Origin of the sequence: Ruegeria spongiae (assembly GCF_023502395.1) — a bacterium.
Taxonomy (GTDB): domain Bacteria; phylum Pseudomonadota; class Alphaproteobacteria; order Rhodobacterales; family Rhodobacteraceae; genus Ruegeria_C; species Ruegeria_C spongiae.
This window is the reverse complement of the sequence record NZ_JAMFMB010000002.1, coordinates 103,942-121,297: the sequence shown is the minus strand read 5'-3', so window position 1 is coordinate 121,297 and position 17,356 is coordinate 103,942. Positions and strand designations below refer to the sequence as shown.

At 62.2% G+C, this 17,356-nt stretch carries 14 protein-coding genes; 7 read left to right on the top strand and 7 right to left on the bottom strand.

Annotation, left to right across the window (positions count from 1 at the left end):
• Positions 1–46: 46 nt before the first annotated feature.
• Positions 47–2,269, bottom strand: a complete 2,223-nt coding sequence (locus M3P21_RS02480; protein WP_249706531.1) for a hybrid sensor histidine kinase/response regulator — start codon at positions 2,267–2,269, stop codon at positions 47–49.
• A gap of 75 nt (positions 2,270–2,344) precedes the next feature.
• Positions 2,345–2,938, bottom strand: a complete 594-nt coding sequence (gene pncA, locus M3P21_RS02475) for a bifunctional nicotinamidase/pyrazinamidase (protein WP_249706530.1) — start codon at positions 2,936–2,938, stop codon at positions 2,345–2,347.
• 163 nt (positions 2,939–3,101) lie between these two features.
• Here pncA and trhO point away from each other — a divergent pair, with 163 nt between their 5' ends.
• Positions 3,102–4,007 (top strand): oxygen-dependent tRNA uridine(34) hydroxylase TrhO, encoded by a 906-nt coding sequence (gene trhO, locus M3P21_RS02470; protein WP_249706528.1) that lies wholly within the window; start codon positions 3,102–3,104, stop codon positions 4,005–4,007.
• A gap of 79 nt (positions 4,008–4,086) precedes the next feature.
• A complete protein-coding gene (locus M3P21_RS02465) occupies positions 4,087–4,599 on the top strand; it encodes a potassium channel family protein (protein WP_249706526.1) in 513 nt (170 codons plus the stop codon).
• A 3-nt stretch (positions 4,600–4,602) separates the two neighbouring features.
• Here M3P21_RS02465 and M3P21_RS02460 read toward each other — a convergent pair whose 3' ends face one another.
• The gene (locus M3P21_RS02460; protein ID WP_249706524.1) at positions 4,603–4,932 is read right to left on the bottom strand and encodes a hypothetical protein; all 330 of its coding nucleotides are present in this window, start codon (positions 4,930–4,932) and stop codon (positions 4,603–4,605) included.
• Between the two features lie 160 nt (positions 4,933–5,092).
• On the opposite strand from M3P21_RS02460, the gene M3P21_RS02455 reads away from it, so the two are divergent.
• From M3P21_RS02455 to M3P21_RS02445, 3 genes are all read left to right on the top strand, one after another.
• A complete protein-coding gene (locus M3P21_RS02455) occupies positions 5,093–6,343 on the top strand; it encodes an aminotransferase class V-fold PLP-dependent enzyme (protein WP_249706522.1) in 1,251 nt (416 codons plus the stop codon).
• A 101-nt stretch (positions 6,344–6,444) separates the two neighbouring features.
• Complete coding sequence (locus tag M3P21_RS02450) at positions 6,445–8,862, top strand: GcvT family protein (RefSeq protein ID WP_249706520.1); 2,418 nt, start codon at positions 6,445–6,447, stop codon at positions 8,860–8,862.
• A gap of 17 nt (positions 8,863–8,879) precedes the next feature.
• Complete coding sequence (locus tag M3P21_RS02445) at positions 8,880–10,226, top strand: MmgE/PrpD family protein (RefSeq protein WP_249706518.1); 1,347 nt, start codon at positions 8,880–8,882, stop codon at positions 10,224–10,226.
• A 6-nt stretch (positions 10,227–10,232) separates the two neighbouring features.
• On the opposite strand, the gene M3P21_RS02440 is transcribed toward M3P21_RS02445, so the two are convergent.
• Entirely contained in the window at positions 10,233–11,015 is a 783-nt protein-coding gene (locus tag M3P21_RS02440; protein WP_249706517.1) for a phosphate/phosphite/phosphonate ABC transporter substrate-binding protein, read from the bottom strand.
• A gap of 18 nt (positions 11,016–11,033) precedes the next feature.
• Positions 11,034–12,632 carry a glycerol-3-phosphate dehydrogenase gene (glpD, locus tag M3P21_RS02435; protein WP_249706515.1) on the bottom strand — a complete coding sequence of 533 codons (1,599 nt, stop codon included), beginning with the start codon at positions 12,630–12,632 and terminating at the stop codon, positions 11,034–11,036.
• Between the two features lie 187 nt (positions 12,633–12,819).
• Here glpD and M3P21_RS02430 point away from each other — a divergent pair, with 187 nt between their 5' ends.
• Positions 12,820–13,590: a DeoR/GlpR family DNA-binding transcription regulator gene (locus M3P21_RS02430; protein WP_249706512.1), complete on the top strand. Its 771-nt coding sequence runs from the start codon at positions 12,820–12,822 to the stop codon at positions 13,588–13,590.
• 278 nt (positions 13,591–13,868) lie between these two features.
• On the top strand, positions 13,869–14,558 hold the full coding sequence (locus M3P21_RS02425) for a DUF1045 domain-containing protein (protein WP_249706510.1): 690 nt from the start codon (positions 13,869–13,871) through the stop codon (positions 14,556–14,558).
• 35 nt (positions 14,559–14,593) lie between these two features.
• Here M3P21_RS02425 and M3P21_RS02420 read toward each other — a convergent pair whose 3' ends face one another.
• Together M3P21_RS02420 and M3P21_RS02415 are read right to left on the bottom strand one after the other, a co-directional pair.
• On the bottom strand, positions 14,594–16,774 hold the full coding sequence (locus M3P21_RS02420) for a xanthine dehydrogenase family protein molybdopterin-binding subunit (RefSeq protein ID WP_249706508.1): 2,181 nt from the start codon (positions 16,772–16,774) through the stop codon (positions 14,594–14,596).
• A gap of 1 nt (position 16,775) precedes the next feature.
• Entirely contained in the window at positions 16,776–17,237 is a 462-nt protein-coding gene (locus M3P21_RS02415; protein WP_249706507.1) for a (2Fe-2S)-binding protein, read from the bottom strand.
• Positions 17,238–17,356 lie beyond the last annotated feature (119 nt).

The window sequence follows — 17,356 nt, the reverse complement described above, 5'->3', positions numbered from 1 at the left end:
GCTTTCTGCCGGTCATGGATACGGCAGGTTTTGCGTCAAGGCAATTTCAATGACCCGCGCGCCGGGCCGAGGCCGAGGCCCGTGCATAATGGGTCAACCGCTCCATCAGATCGCTGCGCCGGATCGGCTTGCTGAGGAAATCATCCATACCAGCGGCGTCACAAGCGGCCCGGTCGCTGTCGAAGGTATTGGCGGTCAGCGCGATGATTCTGGGCTGCGCGCCATCGCCGGCGCGGATCATTCGCGCCGCCTCGAGCCCGCTCATCACCGGCATGGCGACATCCATCAGGATCAGATCGGGCGGGTTGCGCTGCACCGCCTCGACCGCTTGCGCGCCGTCATGGGCAAATTCCAGATTCAGCGGCACATCCTTGAGGAACTTGCTGATCAGCAGGCGGTTGACCTTGTTGTCATCGGCCACCAGCAGCCGCATTCCGTCAAGCTCAAGGCAGGGGCCGGGATCGACGTTGCCCTCCGGCAACCGGGCCTGAGAGGCGAAGCCGAAAGGCAGCGTGATCCGAAAACAGGTCCCCCGACCCAGCTCGGAGGTGACTGATATGGACCCGCCCATCGCCTCGACCAACTCTTTCGAGATGGTCAGCCCAAGGCCGGTACCGCCATGCGTGCGGTTGATATCCGCATCGGCCTGAGAAAACCGATCAAACACATGATCGAGTTTGTCAGGCGCGATCCCTATGCCGGTATCCGAGACCTCGATCGTGACGGCATGACCATCATCGCGCGCTGCGACCGACAGGGTAACACCGACCCTGCCCTTGGCGGTGAATTTCAGTGCATTTCCGATCAGGTTGATGAGAATCTGGCGCAACCTGCCCTCGTCCCCCAGCACAAGCGGCGGCACCGGGGTCAGCGCTTTGAATGTCAGTTGCAGATCCTTGGTCCGCGCCTGTGGAGTCAGCAACTGCGTGCTTTCGCGCAGGCAGCTCTGCAAGTCGAACCGGACCGGGCGCAGCACGGTCTTGCGCGCCTCGAGCTTCGACAGGTCCAGAATGTCGTTGATGATGGTCAGAAGCGCCCGCGCCGAGCTGCGAATTGTCAGGGCGTTTTCGCGCTGATCGGCGTCCAGTTCGGAATCGAGTAGCACATCCGCCATGCCGATCACCCCGTTTAGCGGCGTTCGCAGCTCATGGCTCATCGTCGCCAGAAACTCGGCTTTGGCGCGCGCGCCACGCTCTGCCGCCTCGCGCGCGGCAGTCATTTCCCTGGCATGTGCGCGGGCGGCGGTGACATCGCGTTCCACCGCGACCCACATTTCAACGCGGCCATTTTGGGCTTTGACCGGCACCAGATTGATCTCGACCCAGATGAGCTGCCCGGTCTTGGTGGCATTCAGAATTTCGCCGCGAAACTTGGTACCTGCGGCAATTGCCGAAGCAAGGCGCTCGAGCGTGTCCGGGTCGGTCTCGGGCGCGTTCAGAAGATCACCGGGATAGTTCCCGATAGCCTCTTGAGGGGTATAACCGGTGATCCTGGTAAAGGCGTCGTTGACCCAGGTTATCCGGCCCCGCGCGTCGGACAGCAACACGCTGTCATTGGCATTGCGGGCCACGAGCGACAATTGCTGGGCCTCGCGTTGCCGCCGTGCCAGCCGCCGACTTTTGCGCAGCAGTTCCAGCGTCGAGGCACGCTGGCGTTGAAAATTCTGGTTCACGAACCCCTGAAAGAGCAACACCATATACGCCAGAAGAAGAATCGCAGAAATGTTCGGCACCAGAGCGGCGGTATTGGCTGAACCGGTCAGATACGCGCCGATGTTGAGCGCAAGCGCTGTTGTCCCATAGATGGTCAGCCGCACAATCGAGGCACACCGGTGATACGGCATGGTCAGACCGGCATCGATCGACGCCCCGGTCAGAAATGCCATCGCAAAAAACGGCGACAGGCCGGTCACAGGCCCGGTCCAGCCGATATAGACGCAGAACGCAATTGTCAGCGCCTGAAACGCCGCTGTCAGCGTGCTGAGTTGCCGGACGCGCCGATACCCCCGTCCCGCCGGAATTGGCACCGGCAGCGAGCGCAGGTAGAGGCAATCCACCGCCTCTCCGATCAAGGCCGCAAGAACCGCGATCAGGCCCGAGGCCGGCCCGTTCGTCACCGCCAGCGCAATACCGCCGGTGATGGTTACGAACTGTCGGATACCGAAATTGGCAATGCGCCAGCGCGCATAGCGGCGCAGTAGACCGCGCCGGCTGTATCTGGTTTCAAACCCGCTCAACTGGTCGGTCCGCGACGACCTGGTATGCGACATGACCCTGCCTTGGGCAATTGTTTCATCCCGGTAAGGGATAGCCCGGCAAAGGTTAAGATTTCGCAACCCCGGATGTCAGAACAGGCGGACACCCGCGTTTATCATCGCTGCGGTCGCGGTGGCCAGCGACCCATCCAGATCGATGGCGCGGCAGGCCTCCATCCGCACGGAAACGGCATAGCCCAGTCTGGCCGCATCGACCGCCGAGTAATGCACACAGAAATCTGTGGCGAGGCCAACAAGCGTCAGATCGGTAATACCGCGCGTCCGCAGATACCCGTCCAGTCCGGTCGGTGTAGCCCTGTCATTCTCGAAAAAGGCGCTGTAGCTGTCGATCGCGGGCCGAAACCCCTTGCGCAGGATCAAATCGGCGTCGCTGCGAAGTTCGGCATGAAACGCGGCACCTGGTGAACCCTGAACGCAGTGATCCGGCCACAGAACCTGAGGGCCATAGGGCATCTCGACCAGATCATACGGCGCGGCCCCCGCCCGTGTACTGGCGAAAGAGGAATGGCCCGCCGGGTGCCAGTCCTGCGTCAGCAGGACGGTTCCGAACCTCTCCATCATCTGGTTGATGATGGGCACGACCTCATCTCCGCCGGGTACGGCCAGCGCGCCGCCGGGGCAGAAATCGTTCTGAACATCGATGACCAACAGCGCGTCAGACATGGCATCCTCCGTTTTCTGAATGCCTAGGCATCGCACTGCCCCGCGTCAATCGGCGTCTTGCAGAGGAGGCCCGACGGGACTAAATCAAAGCCGCCGGATCGCCTGCCACCCGACGCAGACCCTATCCTGCCCGCCCGGCACCGAACCAACCTGGACCGCCCGCATGTACACGATCGCTGCCCTTTACCACTTTTCCCGCTTTGTCGACCCCGCCGCCCTGAAACCCGCGCTTCTGGACCTGTGCCGTTCGCAGGGCGTGAAGGGAACGCTGCTGCTGGCGGGCGAAGGCATCAATGGCACCATTGCCGGGCCGCGCGCGGGGATCAATGCGGTGCTGGCCCATATCCGCGCGTTGCCGGGCTGTTCGGATCTGGAATGGAAAGAGGCGACCAGCGACCATCCGCCTTTTGGCAAGATGAAGGTGCGCCTGAAGAAAGAGATCGTCACAATGGGCCAGCCCGATGTCGATCCAAAGGCGCGCGTCGGGCATTATGTGGAACCCGGGGATTGGAACGATCTGATCCGGTCCGACGATGTTGTGGTGATCGACACCCGCAACGATTACGAGGTCGCCATCGGCACCTTCGAAGGCGCCATCGACCCTAAGACGGACAGTTTCCGCGAATTCCCCGATTGGTGGGCCGCCAACAAGGACCGGTTCCACAACAAGCGGGTCGCGATGTTCTGCACCGGTGGCATCCGCTGCGAGAAATCGACCAATTACCTGCTTGGCCAGGGCGTCGAGGACGTGTTCCACCTCAAGGGCGGCATCCTGCGCTATCTGGAGGAGGTCCCGCAAGAGCAGAGCAGTTGGGACGGCGAGTGCTTTGTCTTCGACAACCGCGTCTCGGTCGGGCATGGGCTGGTCGAGGGTCCGCATGAGCTGTGCCATGGCTGCCGCCGTCCGATCCTGCCCGAGGACCGTTCGCGGCCCGCATACGAGGCGGGTGTATCCTGCCACCAGTGCATCGACGAGACCAGCGAGGCGGACAAGACCCGGTTCCGCGAGCGTCAGAAACAGATCGCGCTGGCCCGGGCACGCGGCGAGGAACATCTGGGGCAGGCATAAAGCCAGTTCGGTCGGGGCTTGCGCAGCACGCCCCGAAGCGTGATGATTTCATTCGGGAAATCCACAGAACGGGTCAGCGATGTCTGCAAAGATCATATTGGCAAAAGAATTCCGGCGAACCTTGCTGGGGGCCGCGGCCATGGTCTGCGTCAGCAGCGCCGCCTTTTTCTTCCTGTCCCATCTCGACGAACGGCAGGCGGGTAACGCTTTTGGCAATATCGCCACCATCGGGCTGGCGGTCTGGCTGCTGGTTCAGATTTGGCTGCACGTGATCCTTGTGGAAAGCCCGCGCCGACAGCTGATCATCATGGGGATTTCCTTTATCCAGGTGGTGCCGTTCCTGTTCGCCGCCGTCTATGGCGCGTTTGGCTATGACGATTTCTGCGTGCTCGGTGCCGAGAATCCCTCGGATGTGCTGTATTTCTCTTACGTGACCTTCACCACCGTCGGATATGGCGATCTGCAACCCGTTGGACTGTGCCGGGCCGTGGCGGTGACCGAGGCGATTGCCGGATATGTGCTGCTGGGCCTTTTTGTGGCGGCGACCATCGCGTCTTATACCCGGACGCATCAGCGCGACGACCAAGGCTGAACCCTAGCGGTTGCGGTCGATCCAGGCTGACATCAGCGCCTTGTCGCGGAAACACTCATGCGGGATCGGGCGGCGTTTCTGGCGCGACAGACGTTCGGCATAGGACACCTGTTTGCCACTGGGATAGGCATCAAAGGGCGATGCGCCCTGCCCCTTATGTGCAGAGATCCACTCTGACATCCGGCGCCTGTCGCGTCGCGCCTCGGGCGGAATCTCCAGCGCGGCACGGGTGGCAATCGCTGTGGCGAATTGCATCTGCCGATCCGTCACCGGCAGCAGGTGATAATCGTTTCCCGGCTCATTGAACCAGGCGTCACGGGCGGTGTTGACCATGAGAGACATCCTTGTTCCTTAACAAAAGGTATATAGAACAAAATGTGAACACTTTCAAGGTGAGGTCGCTGGGGTGACAGTTTCTGGTCGCGGCAGGGCTGGAAAATCACCGCAAGCTGGGGTCTGTTCCTTTCGACAGCACCCAATAAGGTTCACCCGCATGCCATCGATCCGCCCCGAGCTTCTGACCGAAATCCGCGCACGGTTTGCGCAGATCGACCATTGCCCGCAACAAGGCCCGCGCGTGTTCTTTGAAAACGCCGGCGGGGCGCTGACCCTCAACTCCGTGGTCGACACGTCCACCCGCTATGCGGCGATCCCCGACAATCAGGGCCGCGACAATCCCGGCAGTCATGAACTGGTGCGGGTCATCACCCAAGCCAAGGAGGATATGCGGGTCTTCATGAACGCCACCGGTGGGCAGTTCTTTGTCGGTGAAAGCGGCACCGAGCTGTTGTTCCGGCTGATCATGAATGCCTGCCTCGGGACCGGTGAGGGCGTGGTATTGGGCTCTACACTGGAACATCCGGCCACAAGAAGCGCCTGCGCGCGTTGGGCCGGGATCGCCGGGCAACGCCACGTCCTGATCCCGCATGACGACGCGACCGGCACCATCACTGCCGAGGCTTACGCGCGGGCGGTGACCCGTGACACACAGGTTGCGACCATCATCCACACGTCCCCCGTGACCGGGATCGGAGTGGATGTGGCGGCGGTCTCGGCGGCGATCCGGGCGGTTGCCCCCGAGGCGGTCATCATTGTCGACGGCATCCAGCATGCCGCCCATGGCCGGATCGACATCGACAGCTATGACATCGACGGCTATGTGATCTCGCCCTACAAGGTGTTCTCGCGCCACGGCTACGGTCTGGCCTGGATCTCGGACCGGCTGACCCACCTGCCCCACAACGCTCTGATCGACGGGCCGGAGGACAATTGGGAGATGGGCACGCGCGACACCGGTTCTTACGCGACGCTGTCGGATCTGGCGGATTATTTCGAATGGCTTGGTACGCAGGTTACGGACGCAACCGGCCGTCGGGCGCGGTTTGTCGCGGCAGGTGAGGCGATTCACACCCAGGAAAAGGCCCTGACCGATGCAATGATCCACGGCACCGGCAACCTGCCGGGCCTGAAGGATATCGACGGCGTGCATATCATCGGCGGCGTCGACAACCCCGCACGCGAAGGGTTGGTCTCGCTCTGGGTGGACGGTGTGGCGTCGGTTGATGTGGTCAAAAAGCTCAACGAACAAGGCATCCGCACCCATCTGCGCAAGGCTGATCATTACTCCGGCAACATCCTGACCCCGCTGGGTCAGGAGGCCTGCGTGCGCGTCTCGATGTGTCACTACAATAGTGAACATGAAGTGGCGCAGTTCCTTGCCGCAATGAATGGAATCTGTGGCTGACAGGGTCCGGTCCCGACGCATCATGTCGGGAACGGGCCATACGGCTGACGATTCCTGTGGCTTTCTGAGCCCCAGCACGAGCAGCAGGGAGCGCGCAAGTGATGAAAACCCACGCACAGGCCGTCGTGATCGGAGGCGGGCTGATCGGCTGCTCGATCCTTTATCACTTGGCAAAACTGGGCTGGACCGATGTCGTCCTGCTGGAACGCGATGAGCTGACGTCAGGGTCCACATGGCACGCGGCGGCGGGCATTCACGGGCTGCATGACAACAACAACGTCACCCGCATCCAGCACTACACCATGAACCTCTACAAAGAGCTGGAGCAGGAAACCGGTCAGGGCTGCGGCGTGTTCCAGCCGGGCTCGCTGTATCTGGCGCAGACCGAGGCGCGCGAGCATCAACTGCGCCTGCAAGAGGCCAAGGCGCGGTTCTATGGCCTGAACTTCCATGAGCTCAGCCGCGAACAGGCGATGGAATTGCACCCTTTGGCGCAGTTCGATGACATCCGCTGCATCATGTATGAGCCCGATGGCGGCAATGTCGATCCCTCGGGCGTCACCCACGCCTATGCCGCCGGTGCGCGCAAGATGGGCGCCACAATTGAACGGTTTTGCCCCGTATTAGGCACTGATCCACAGCCTGACGGGTCCTGGATCGTGCGCACCGCAAAGGGCGATATTCATACCCAATGGATGGTGAACGCCGCCGGGCTCTGGGGGCGTGAGGTCGCGGCGATGGCGGGGCTGACCCTGCCACTGCAACCGACCGAGCATCAGTATTTCGTCACCGACGCGATTGACGAGGTCGCCGCCCTGGGCCGCCGCCTGCCTTCGATCGCGGATCGCGATGGCGAATATTACTTCCGGCAGGAAGGCAATGGGCTGCTGATCGGAGCCTACGAAAAAGACATGCGGTTCTGGGCTGAAGAGGGTACACCGCTGGATTTCGCCCATGATCTGTTCCCCGATGATCTGGATCGGATCATGGACAACGTGATGCGCGCGACCGAGCGGGTGCCGGTCGCCGCCACCGCCGGGGTCAAACGCGTCATCAATGGCCCCATGATCTGGTCGCCGGATGCCAACGCACTCTGGGGTCCGGTGCCGGAACTCAGGAACTATTTCGTTTGCGGTGGCATCATTCCCGGCTTCTCGCAGTCCGGGGGTCTGGGCCTGCTGGCGGCGCAATGGATGATCGAGGGCGAGCCGCAATATGACATGTTCGCCTGGGATCTTGCCCGCTTCGACGACTGGGCGGACAAGGCCTTTACCAAGGCCCGCGTGCAGGACCAATATACGCATCGGTTCGCCATCCACTTCCCCAACGAAGAGCGCGAGGCCGGGCGCCCCGCACGGATGCGGCCCGCTTATGCGATGCAAAAGGAAATGGGCGCTGTCTTTGGCCTCAATTCCGGCTGGGAACATCCGCTTTGGTTCGCGGATCAGCCGGGGACCATCGACACCAACAGCTACACCCGCCAGAACTGGTGGGAGCCGGTGGGGCGCGAGGTCAGGATGCTGCGCGAGGCGGTGGGTGTCATCGATATCTCGAACTTCGCCAATTATGTCGTCAAAGGCGCAGGCGCTCAGGACTGGCTGGACCGGCTTGTGGCCAATCGCGTGCCGTCCGAGATCGGTCGATCCTGCCTCACCCCGCTCATCGGCATCCGCGGCGGGATCGCCGGGGATTTCACGATCACCAAAACCGCCGACGACACCTATATGATGGTCGGCTCGGGCATGGCCGAACGCTATCACCAGCGCTATTTCGACATGGTGGGCCGCCCCGAGGGCACCACGCTTGACCGCGCGACCAATCGCATCGCCGGGTTCAACGTCGCAGGACCCAAGGCGCGCGAGATGTTGCAACGGCTGACCAATGCCGACCTGTCCAACGACGCCTTCCGCTTCATGCGCTCGGCGACGATCGAGGTGGCGGGCGTCACCTGCCTCGCCATCCGCGTCAGCTTTACCGGCGATCTGGGATGGGAGCTGCATTGCGACGAGGGTGATCAAATCAGGCTCTATACCGCGCTTTTACAGGCCGCACGTGACCTTGGCGGCGGGCCGGCCGGCGGTCGTGCGCTGGGGTCCTTGCGCATCGAAAAGGGCTATGGCTCCTGGGGTCGGGAATACAGCCCCGAATATTGGCCACAGGAGGTCGGGCTGGAACGTCTGATCAAGCTCGACAAGGATTTCCTCAACAAAGAGGCCTATCTGCGGGTCAAGGACAACGCGCCGCGCGAGGTGCTGTCGGTCTTTGCGGTCGAGGCAGCCCACGAGGCCGATGCCAGCGGTGGTGAGCCGATCTTTTTGCCCGACGGGCGCCCGGTTGGTCGGGTGACCTCAGGCGCTTATGGCTATTCCGTTGGCCAGTCCCTCGCGATCGGATTTGCCGATCCGGCGCTGGCTGGACCGGGTGAGGCGGTCGAGATTTTCATTCTCGGCAAACCGCATCGGGCCAGACGGCTGACATCGCCGCCCTTCGATCCCGAAGGAGCCCGTCTGCGTAGCTGACCACGGGGAGGAACACCATGACCGACCGTTTCGACAGGATCGCAGCCTTTGCCCTGCATCTGTCCCCTTCGGACATCCCCGACAGCACCCTGCACGCAGCCGCACTGATGACATTGGATACGCTCGGCGTCGTCGCGGCCTCGACCCCGATGGAGGCGGGCGTGTTCGCGCGTGACGCTGCCGACCTGCTCTATGCCAGCAACGATCCCGGCCATGCCGCCCGGATGATGTTTGACGGTCGCAATGTCAGCCTGGCGGGTGCGGCTTACGCAGCAGCGACACAGACCGACAATCTGGACGCCCATGACGGGTTCAACCCGGTCAAAGGACATATCGGCGTCGCCGTCATCCCCGCGCTGTCCGCATTAGCGCAACACTTGCCCGATCTCAGCGGGCCAGAGGCGCTGGCGGCGATCACCGTTGGGTACGAGATTGCCGGGCGGGCGGGTCTGGCGCTGCATGCCTCGGTCAGCGACTATCACACCTCGGGTGCCTGGAATGGCCTTGGGGTTGCAGCCGTTGCCGCGCGGTTGCGCGGGCATTCCCCGGATCAGTTGCGTCAAGGCCTGGGAATCGCCGAATATCACGGCCCCCGCTCGCAAATGATGCGCGAGATCGCCAATCCGACCATGCTGCATGATGGGTCCGGCTGGGGCGCGATGGTCGGTATCTCTGCCGCCATCCTCGCCGAGCGTGGGTTCACCGGTGCCCCCGCGATCACGGTCGAGGCCGAGAGTGCCGCACGACATTGGGGCGATCTTGGCCACGTCTGGCAGATGGAACAGCAATATATAAAGCCCTACCCGATCTGCCGCTGGGCGCATGCCGCCATCGACGCCGTCGGCCACATCATGCAGACCCATGATCTGACCCATGACCAGATCACCCGGGTTCAGATCAGCAGCTTTCACGAGGCCGCCTGCCTGTTCCCCGACATGCCCGAGACAACCTCGCAGGCGCAGTATTCGTTGCGCTTCGCTGTCGCCAGCCAGATGGTGCATGGGACAATCGGCGTCGCGCAGATATCAGGGCCGGGCCTGAGTGACCCGGTGGTGGCCGCCATCCTGCCTAAGATTGAAGTGGTCGAGACGGCCACGCACAATGCCCGATTCCCCACCCATCGCACCGCCGATGCCGAGGTTGAGACACGCGATGGCCGGGTTCTGCATTCGGGTGACACCCATGCGCGCGGCGGGGTGGAGGTGCCGATGTCCGAAGCGGAGATCACCGGGAAATTCATGGGCTTTGCCGCGCCCTGCCTTGGCGAGCCTCGCGCGGCGGCGATCCGCGATCGTGTTTTGAGCCTAACACAGGCAGAAAGCCGCATTTCCGATCTGCTGCCGCTGCTCTGTGAGCCGCTGTAAGGGTGCTCAGTCGCTGTCCGGGTCAGGCGGGTTCGGGATAGAGAGATAGGCCGCGCGCGGGATGCGGGTGATCCCCTTCAGCCCCAGTAGCTGTCGGTCGGTTTCGCTCAACTGGGCTATGGCGGTTGCAACCGCACCAAATATCAGTTCGGCAGGTTGCCCTTTTGCCGCAATCAGCGGCAGGCCCGGTGTCGGCTCGGTCAAATCCAGCACGCGCAATTGTTTGGCAAATGGCTCGTAGGCTCGGATCAACCGCCAGCTCACCGCATCCAGCGCCGCGATATCGGTTTTGCCCTCTGCAACAGAGCGCGCCGAATTCAGATGACCATGGGTGCGCAGCCTGTGTTCGAACCAAAAGCCCCGCGCCATTACATGCGCATAAGGCGCGGCGTAACCCGACTGTGAAAAGACCTCATTATAGGCAAATCTGGCACCCTCAAATGCCTCGAGATTCGACCGGGTGTCGTCCGCCCGCACCACCAGCACAGATCGGTAATACCCGGGCGGGCAATCTTTAACGCCGAAATCCGGCGTTCCGACCAGTTCAACCTTATCATGCAGCCAGAGACGATAGGGCATCCCGCAGGTCTGGCTCAGCACCAGATCCGGATCGTTCCAGACTGCGAATTCCTCGACCTCCTGCGACAGTACCTTCGGGGCAGCGACGCCCGATAGGGCAAGATTGGCGCGGATCAGACCCCAATACCGGGCAATCGCATCGTCAAGCTCGGGACGCCGGTACATCATCAGGCTGGCGATCATTGCGGCGTCCGGCTCCTGTCTGGTCATCGCCGAAGCGCCGCCGCGTCATGCGGCGTTGCCGGGCACCTCATCGTTCTGGCGGCGCTGCATCCATGCGTCAAGCTGTTCAACCTGCGCATCGCTCATCCGCAAACCCAGCTTTGTGCGCCGCCAGACCACATCCTCGGCCCGGCGCGCGTATTCGTGGGTCATCATCCAGACCACCTCACGCTCGGTCAGGGTGGCGCCGAAATCCTGACCCAGATCGTCAAGGCCCTTGGCATCACCGAGCAGTGTGGCGGCTTCGGTGCCATAGGCTCTGACAAGGCGACGCGCGTGGAAGGCGCTGAGGAACGGATAGTCCCGCTCAAGATCGCTGACCAACCGATCAAACCCGTCCACCGGGAAATCCCCGCCCGGCAGGGGCACGCCCGCCGTCCAAGGGCCTTTCTGGTTTGGCAGATGTTTTGCGACCTTCTCCAGCGCCGATTCCGCGAGCCGCCGATAGGTCGTGATCTTGCCACCAAAGACGTCCAGAACCGGCGCGCCGCCGGAAGCCTCAACCTTGAGTTTGTAGTCCCGCGTCGCGGCGGTCGCCGAACTGGCCCCATCATCATAAAGCGGGCGCACCCCGGAATAGGTCCACACCACATCGGCATCGCAGAGCTGCGCATGAAAATACTGGTTGGCGAAGTTCAGCAGATAGGCCTGTTCCTCGGGCGTGCAGCGCGGCTTGTCATCGGGATCGTGGTGTTCGGCATCGGTGGTACCAATCAGGGTGAAGTCGGTTTCATAAGGGATCGCAAAGATGATCCGGCCGTCTGTGCCCTGAAAGAAATAGCATTTGTCGTGATCATAGAGTCGCTTTGTCACGATATGGCTGCCCCGCACGAGGCGCACATCTGCGCGGCTGTCGACATGGATCTTGGTATGAATGATGTCGCCGACCCATGGCCCGCCAGCGTTGATCAGCATGCGGGCATGTATGGTGCGGGTGTCGCCATCGGCGGTTTCGATCGCCACATGCCACAGATCATCCGCGCGCTTGGCGCTCAACACCTTGGTGCGGGTCATGATCTTGGCCCCGCGGGCCTCGGCATCGCGGGCATTCAACGCCACAAGGCGGGCATCCTCGACCCAACAGTCAGAATACTCATAGGCCTTTTCGAACTTGGGGTTGAGCGGTTTGCCTTCGGCGCTTTCACGCAGCCGCAGCAACGACGTGCCGGGCAGGATTTTGCGCCCCCCCAGATTGTCGTAAAGGAACAGGCCCAGCCGGATCAGCCAGGCGGGTCGGCGGCCCTTCATCCAGGGCATGAAGAGGTTCAGCAATTTCGATGTCGGCGTCTCGCTCTCGAACCGCATATCCTTGTGATAGGGCAGAACAAAGCGCATCGGCCACGAGATATGCGGCATCGCCCTGAGCAGCGTCTCACGTTCGATCAGCGCCTCGCGCACAAGGCGAAACTCGAAAAATTCCAGATAGCGCAAACCACCATGGAACAGCTTGGTCGAGGCCGACGAGGTCGCCGAAGCCAGATCGTTCATTTCGGCCAGCGTCACCGAATAGCCGCGCCCGGCCGCATCACGCGCGATCCCGCAACCATTGATGCCGCCACCAATGATGAAAAGATCGCAAACGCCTGTATCACCGTCTGTCGGCATCAACGCCTCCTGGGTCGAATCCATTCCTGTTGCTGCTCTATCTCAAAAAACCGAACATAAAGGAAGATCGTGACTTTCGTTTTGGCTCTTTTTTGCTTTCCTCCCGATGCTGCTATGATAGCACGCGGTGGCACGCCGCTTGCAGACGCGCAATCGTTGGGGCGGATTGGTGCAACAGGAGAATGACGTGGCCCAGACATTCCGCCATCCCGAGATCATCGAAATCGCCCGCCGCGACGGCAGGGTCACGGTTGACGGGCTGGCGCAGCATTTCGGGGTCACGCTGCAAACCATAAGACGCGACCTGACGGAGCTGGCCGAGGCGGGCAAGCTGGACCGGGTGCATGGCGGGGCGGTGCTGCCCTCGGGCACCAGCAATATCGGTTATGAAGAACGGCGCGGGCTGAACCATGCCGGCAAGATCGACATTGCCCGCGCCTGTGCCGCGCTTCTGCCCAATGATTGCTCGATCTTCCTCAATATCGGCACCACGACCGAGGCGGTCGCGGCGCAACTGCTGGGTCACGAGAACATTCTGGTCGTGACCAACAACATGAACGTGGCCAACATCCTGGCCGCCAACCCTGCCTGCCAGGTCAATGTCACCGGCGGCACGTTGCGCCGCGCCGATGGCGGGCTGGTCGGCGCCATCACCACCGATGTCATTCAGCAGTTCAAATTCGACTACGCGGTCATCGGCTGCTCGGCGCTGGACAAGGATGGCGACCTGCTTGATTTCGACATCCGCGAGGTCGGCGTCAGCCGCAGCATCATCCGCCAGTCGCGGCAGGTGATCCTAGTCGCCGATCACACCAAGCTGCAGCGCAACGCTCCGGCGCGGATCACCACGCTGGGCGATCTGGACTGCTTTGTCACCGACAGGCCAATTTCTGCCGAGCTGCGCGCGGCCTGCGTCGATTGGGATACCGATGTGGTGATCGCGTCGACCGAATTCTGAGCCCGAAAGCCGCAAGACGATGTGGCGCGGCGTATTTGAAACAGCCTTCTGGAAAAGCAACAGGGACTGACCGGTAATTGATCAGTCCCTGTTTGGGGAGGTGTGAGCTGGGGGCGCATCACTTATGATACCTCTGACAACAGTGTTAACCTGTTTGGGGCCGAGTCGAAAATACGGGGATTCCCGTAACTCGGGATATTTCTTGCATCTCTCAGACAAGTTTTTCATAAAATACAATTGCTTAACCGATCAACACAATCGGCAGCATCAGGGCGGAAATGAACAATCATCGCAGATACGCAGTATTTCACACGCCACCAGACGGAATCCTTGCCGAAAAGGCCGCCCAATGGCTCGGCTGGGACCCGGTTTCGGGCCTTGCACCGGAATTTCCCGGGTTGGACGGTTTGCCTGCACCGAATCGCAAGCTGACGGCACGACCGCGCAAATACGGCTTTCACGGCACGCTGCGCCCGCCCTTCCGCCCGGCGCAGGGTCTGACCCTCGACAGGCTTCAGGACATGGCGGACGACTTGGCCCGCAGCTTGCGGCCGGTGACACTGAACGGCCTGTCCGTAGCTGCGCTGGGTCCGTTTCTGGCCTTGCGCCCGGTTGGTGAGACAGGGCCGCTCACCGATCTGGCGGCGCAGATCATCGAAGCAACAAATACCTGGCGCACGCCTTTGAGCGCCGAGGAACGCGCGCGGCGCAATCCCGACCGGCTGAGCCCGCAACACCGCGCGCTGCTGGATCAGTGGGGATACCCGTTCGTGATGGGCGCATTCCAGTTTCACATGACTTTGACCGGGCCGCTTCGGCCAGAAGAACGGAACCCGCTGCAAATCCTGCTGGCCCGCTATTTCGAGGGCTGCATTCCACACCCCTACCCGATCTCTGATCTGTGCTTGATGGGCGAGGGCGAGGATGGCAGGTTCCGCCTGCTCTCACGCCATCCGCTGCTGGGGTAGCGGCACCGCCGGAGGATCCGGCGGCGCCGTTGCGCTCAGGAAAAACTGACGCCGTTATTCACCATCGGCAAAGACGTGACCCGATGCCCGGTCGCGGCAATCGCGTTGGCCAGCGCCGGGGCCGAAGGCGGCGTGCCCGGCTCGCCCACGCCGGTGGGCGGTTCGGTCGAGGGGACGATATGCACCTCGATGGCCCCGATATCACCGATCCGCAGCGGCTCGTAATCCGGGAAGTTGGACTGGTCGACCGCGCCTTCGGTGAGGGTGATCTCATTGCGCATGGCGTGGCCCAGACCATAGCCGATCCCGCCTTCCATCTGGGCCTTGATCACGTCCGGGTTCACCGCGATGCCGCAATCCACCGCGCAGGTGACCTTTTCGATCTGCACGCCGTCCTGGGCATTGCCCGACACCTCGACCAGTTCCGCGACATAGCTGCCGAAGGACTTGTGCACCGCGATGCCCTGTGTCCGCCCGTCTGCCGCCTTGCCCCAGCCGCCCTTTTCAGCGGCCAGTTGCAGGACCCCGGCAATCCGCGCCTGATCCGTGTCGCCACCCGCCAGCAGATCCAGACGGAATTCGACCGGATCGTGACCGGCGGCTTTTGCGGCCATGTCGATCATGCTTTCCATCACATACGCCGTATGGGTATGCCCGACCGAACGCCACCACAGCACCGACGTCGCCTTGGCCACATCGGTCAGCCCGACGAAGTGGCCGGGGATGGTGTAGAGCGTGTCAGAGGTCCCCTCGACCGAGCTGTGGTCGATGCCGTGATGAACCGAGAAATCCTCGAACGCGGTGCCTTTCATGACCGACTGACCAGCGATCCGGTGATCCCAGGCGATGATATTGCCGGACCCGTCCAACCCCACGCGCACCCGATGGGCAAAGGCCGGGCGGTAATAGCCGCCGGTGATGTCATCCTCGCGCGTCCAGACCAGTTTGACCGGGCGGGTACGGTCGGTGACGGCAAAGGCCAGCGCCGCCTCGACCTGATAATCCGCCGTTGGCGTCGCGCGCCGCCCGAATGAGCCGCCAGCAAACAGGGTGTTGATCTGCACCTTCTCCATCGGCAATTGCAGGATCTGAGACAGGGCCATATGCGGCCCGGTCGGGAACTGGCAGCCATCATGCAATATCACGCCACCATCTGCCGTGGCTTCGATGGTGCAGGTCAGCGGCTCCATCGGGGCATGGGCCAACAGCGGAAAATAGAAGGTTTCATCCAGAACGGTCGCGGCCTTGTCAATCGCGGCCCCGATCGCAGCCTGATCGGTGTCGGTGACATTGTACTCCGGATCAGCATTCACTGCCGCGAGCAATTGATCGCGAATCTCGCCCGAGGAGCGCGTCTCGGCCGCCGAGAAATCCCAGTCGACCGCCAGCGCCGCGCGCGCCTGCAGCGCCGCCCAGGTGTTTTCGGCAAACACCACGACGCCAGCCTTGTTGGGCAGTTCCGCCGCGCGGATGAAGTCCTTGATCCCTTTGGCGTCGCTCTCGTCGAAACCGGCAACCAGCCCGCCCATGCGCGGGCTACGGGCGATCACGGCAATCATCTGGTTGTCCAGATGCAGATCCATCGCATAGGTCGCGGTCCCATTGATCTTGGGCGGCGTATCCTTGCGCCGGACAGCTTCATTGCCGATCAGCTTGAATTCGGACGGGTCTTTCAGACGCGGCTCTGCCGGTGGTGCGATCTGCGCCGCTGCCGCGACAAAATCAGCCAAAGGCGCTTCGTACCCGGGTCCTTTTATGACGCCGTCGTCCAGCGACAGGGTCGATGCGTCGACGCCCCACGCATTTGCGGCGGCCTGCAACAGCATGTCGCGCGCGGCGGCGCCAGCCCGGCGGTATTGCATGAACGAGTTCGCCATGGCCGTGGACCCGCCTGTGCCCTGGAATGGGCCAAGGAACAGGTTGTTGTAGGCTCCGGCATCGGACGGCGCGAACTCATACGCGACATCCTCGATCGGAATGCCCAACTCTTCGGCGATCAGGGTGGTCAGGCCGGTTGCGGGCCCCTGGCCCTTTTCGAAATGCTTCACGATGGCCGTGACCGTGCCGTCGGAGCTGATCTTGACGAAGGGGTTCAGCATCGCCCCCTCGGCGTTAGCGGCGGCTATTGCCCCATCGGGGCGCGCGCCCACATATAGCACTGCGGCGGTGGCGGCGGCGCTTTTGAGGAACCCTCGGCGTGATGTGTTCAGGGTCATATCAGGCCTCCATGATCTGGGAAGCGCGCTGAATCGCGGCGCGGATGCGTTGATAGGTGGCGCAGCGGCAGGCATTGCCATCCATATAGAGGTCAATCTCTTCGAGGGTGGGCTTGGCGGTCTCGCTCAGCAAGCCAACCGCCGACATGATCTGCCCCGACTGGCAATAGCCGCATTGCACCACATCAAGCTCGGTCCAGGCCTGCTGCACGGCGGCAGAGATATCGCTGTTCAACCCCTCGATCGTGGTGATCTCGGCGCCTTCTACATCCTCGACATAGGTCTGGCAGGACCGGACCGGCTCACCATCCAGATGCACTGTGCAGGCCCCGCAAGAGGCGACGCCACAACCGAATTTGGTGCCGGTCAGCTTCAGTTCATCGCGGATCACCCACAGCAGAGGGGTGCCCGGTTCAGCGTCGACATCTCGCGTCGTGCCGTTCAGTTTCAACGTCATTGCCATGGGGGGTCTCCTGTTCACGCGTGTTGCCCGCAACGGGGTAAACTGGTGAGTTTACCTTACTTCTGTCATTTGAGAGTGTAAACTCGATAGTTTACACATAGATTTGACCGGCCCGGAGT

Bases quoted from the DNA above. Each gene is read 5' to 3' on its own strand.
- M3P21_RS02480 (WP_249706531.1), bottom strand. From the start codon at position 2,269: ATGTCGCATACCAGGTCGTCGCGGACCGACCAGTTGAGCGGGTTTGAA.
- pncA (WP_249706530.1), bottom strand. From the start codon at position 2,938: ATGTCTGACGCGCTGTTGGTCATCGATGTTCAGAACGATTTCTGCCCC.
- trhO (WP_249706528.1), top strand. From the start codon at position 3,102: ATGTACACGATCGCTGCCCTTTACCACTTTTCCCGCTTTGTCGACCCC.
- M3P21_RS02465 (WP_249706526.1), top strand. From the start codon at position 4,087: ATGTCTGCAAAGATCATATTGGCAAAAGAATTCCGGCGAACCTTGCTG.
- M3P21_RS02460 (WP_249706524.1), bottom strand. From the start codon at position 4,932: ATGGTCAACACCGCCCGTGACGCCTGGTTCAATGAGCCGGGAAACGAT.
- M3P21_RS02455 (WP_249706522.1), top strand. From the start codon at position 5,093: ATGCCATCGATCCGCCCCGAGCTTCTGACCGAAATCCGCGCACGGTTT.
- M3P21_RS02450 (WP_249706520.1), top strand. From the start codon at position 6,445: ATGAAAACCCACGCACAGGCCGTCGTGATCGGAGGCGGGCTGATCGGC.
- M3P21_RS02445 (WP_249706518.1), top strand. From the start codon at position 8,880: ATGACCGACCGTTTCGACAGGATCGCAGCCTTTGCCCTGCATCTGTCC.
- M3P21_RS02440 (WP_249706517.1), bottom strand. From the start codon at position 11,015: ATGACCAGACAGGAGCCGGACGCCGCAATGATCGCCAGCCTGATGATG.
- glpD (WP_249706515.1), bottom strand. From the start codon at position 12,632: ATGCCGACAGACGGTGATACAGGCGTTTGCGATCTTTTCATCATTGGT.
- M3P21_RS02425 (WP_249706510.1), top strand. From the start codon at position 13,869: ATGAACAATCATCGCAGATACGCAGTATTTCACACGCCACCAGACGGA.
- M3P21_RS02420 (WP_249706508.1), bottom strand. From the start codon at position 16,774: ATGACCCTGAACACATCACGCCGAGGGTTCCTCAAAAGCGCCGCCGCC.
- M3P21_RS02415 (WP_249706507.1), bottom strand. From the start codon at position 17,237: ATGGCAATGACGTTGAAACTGAACGGCACGACGCGAGATGTCGACGCT.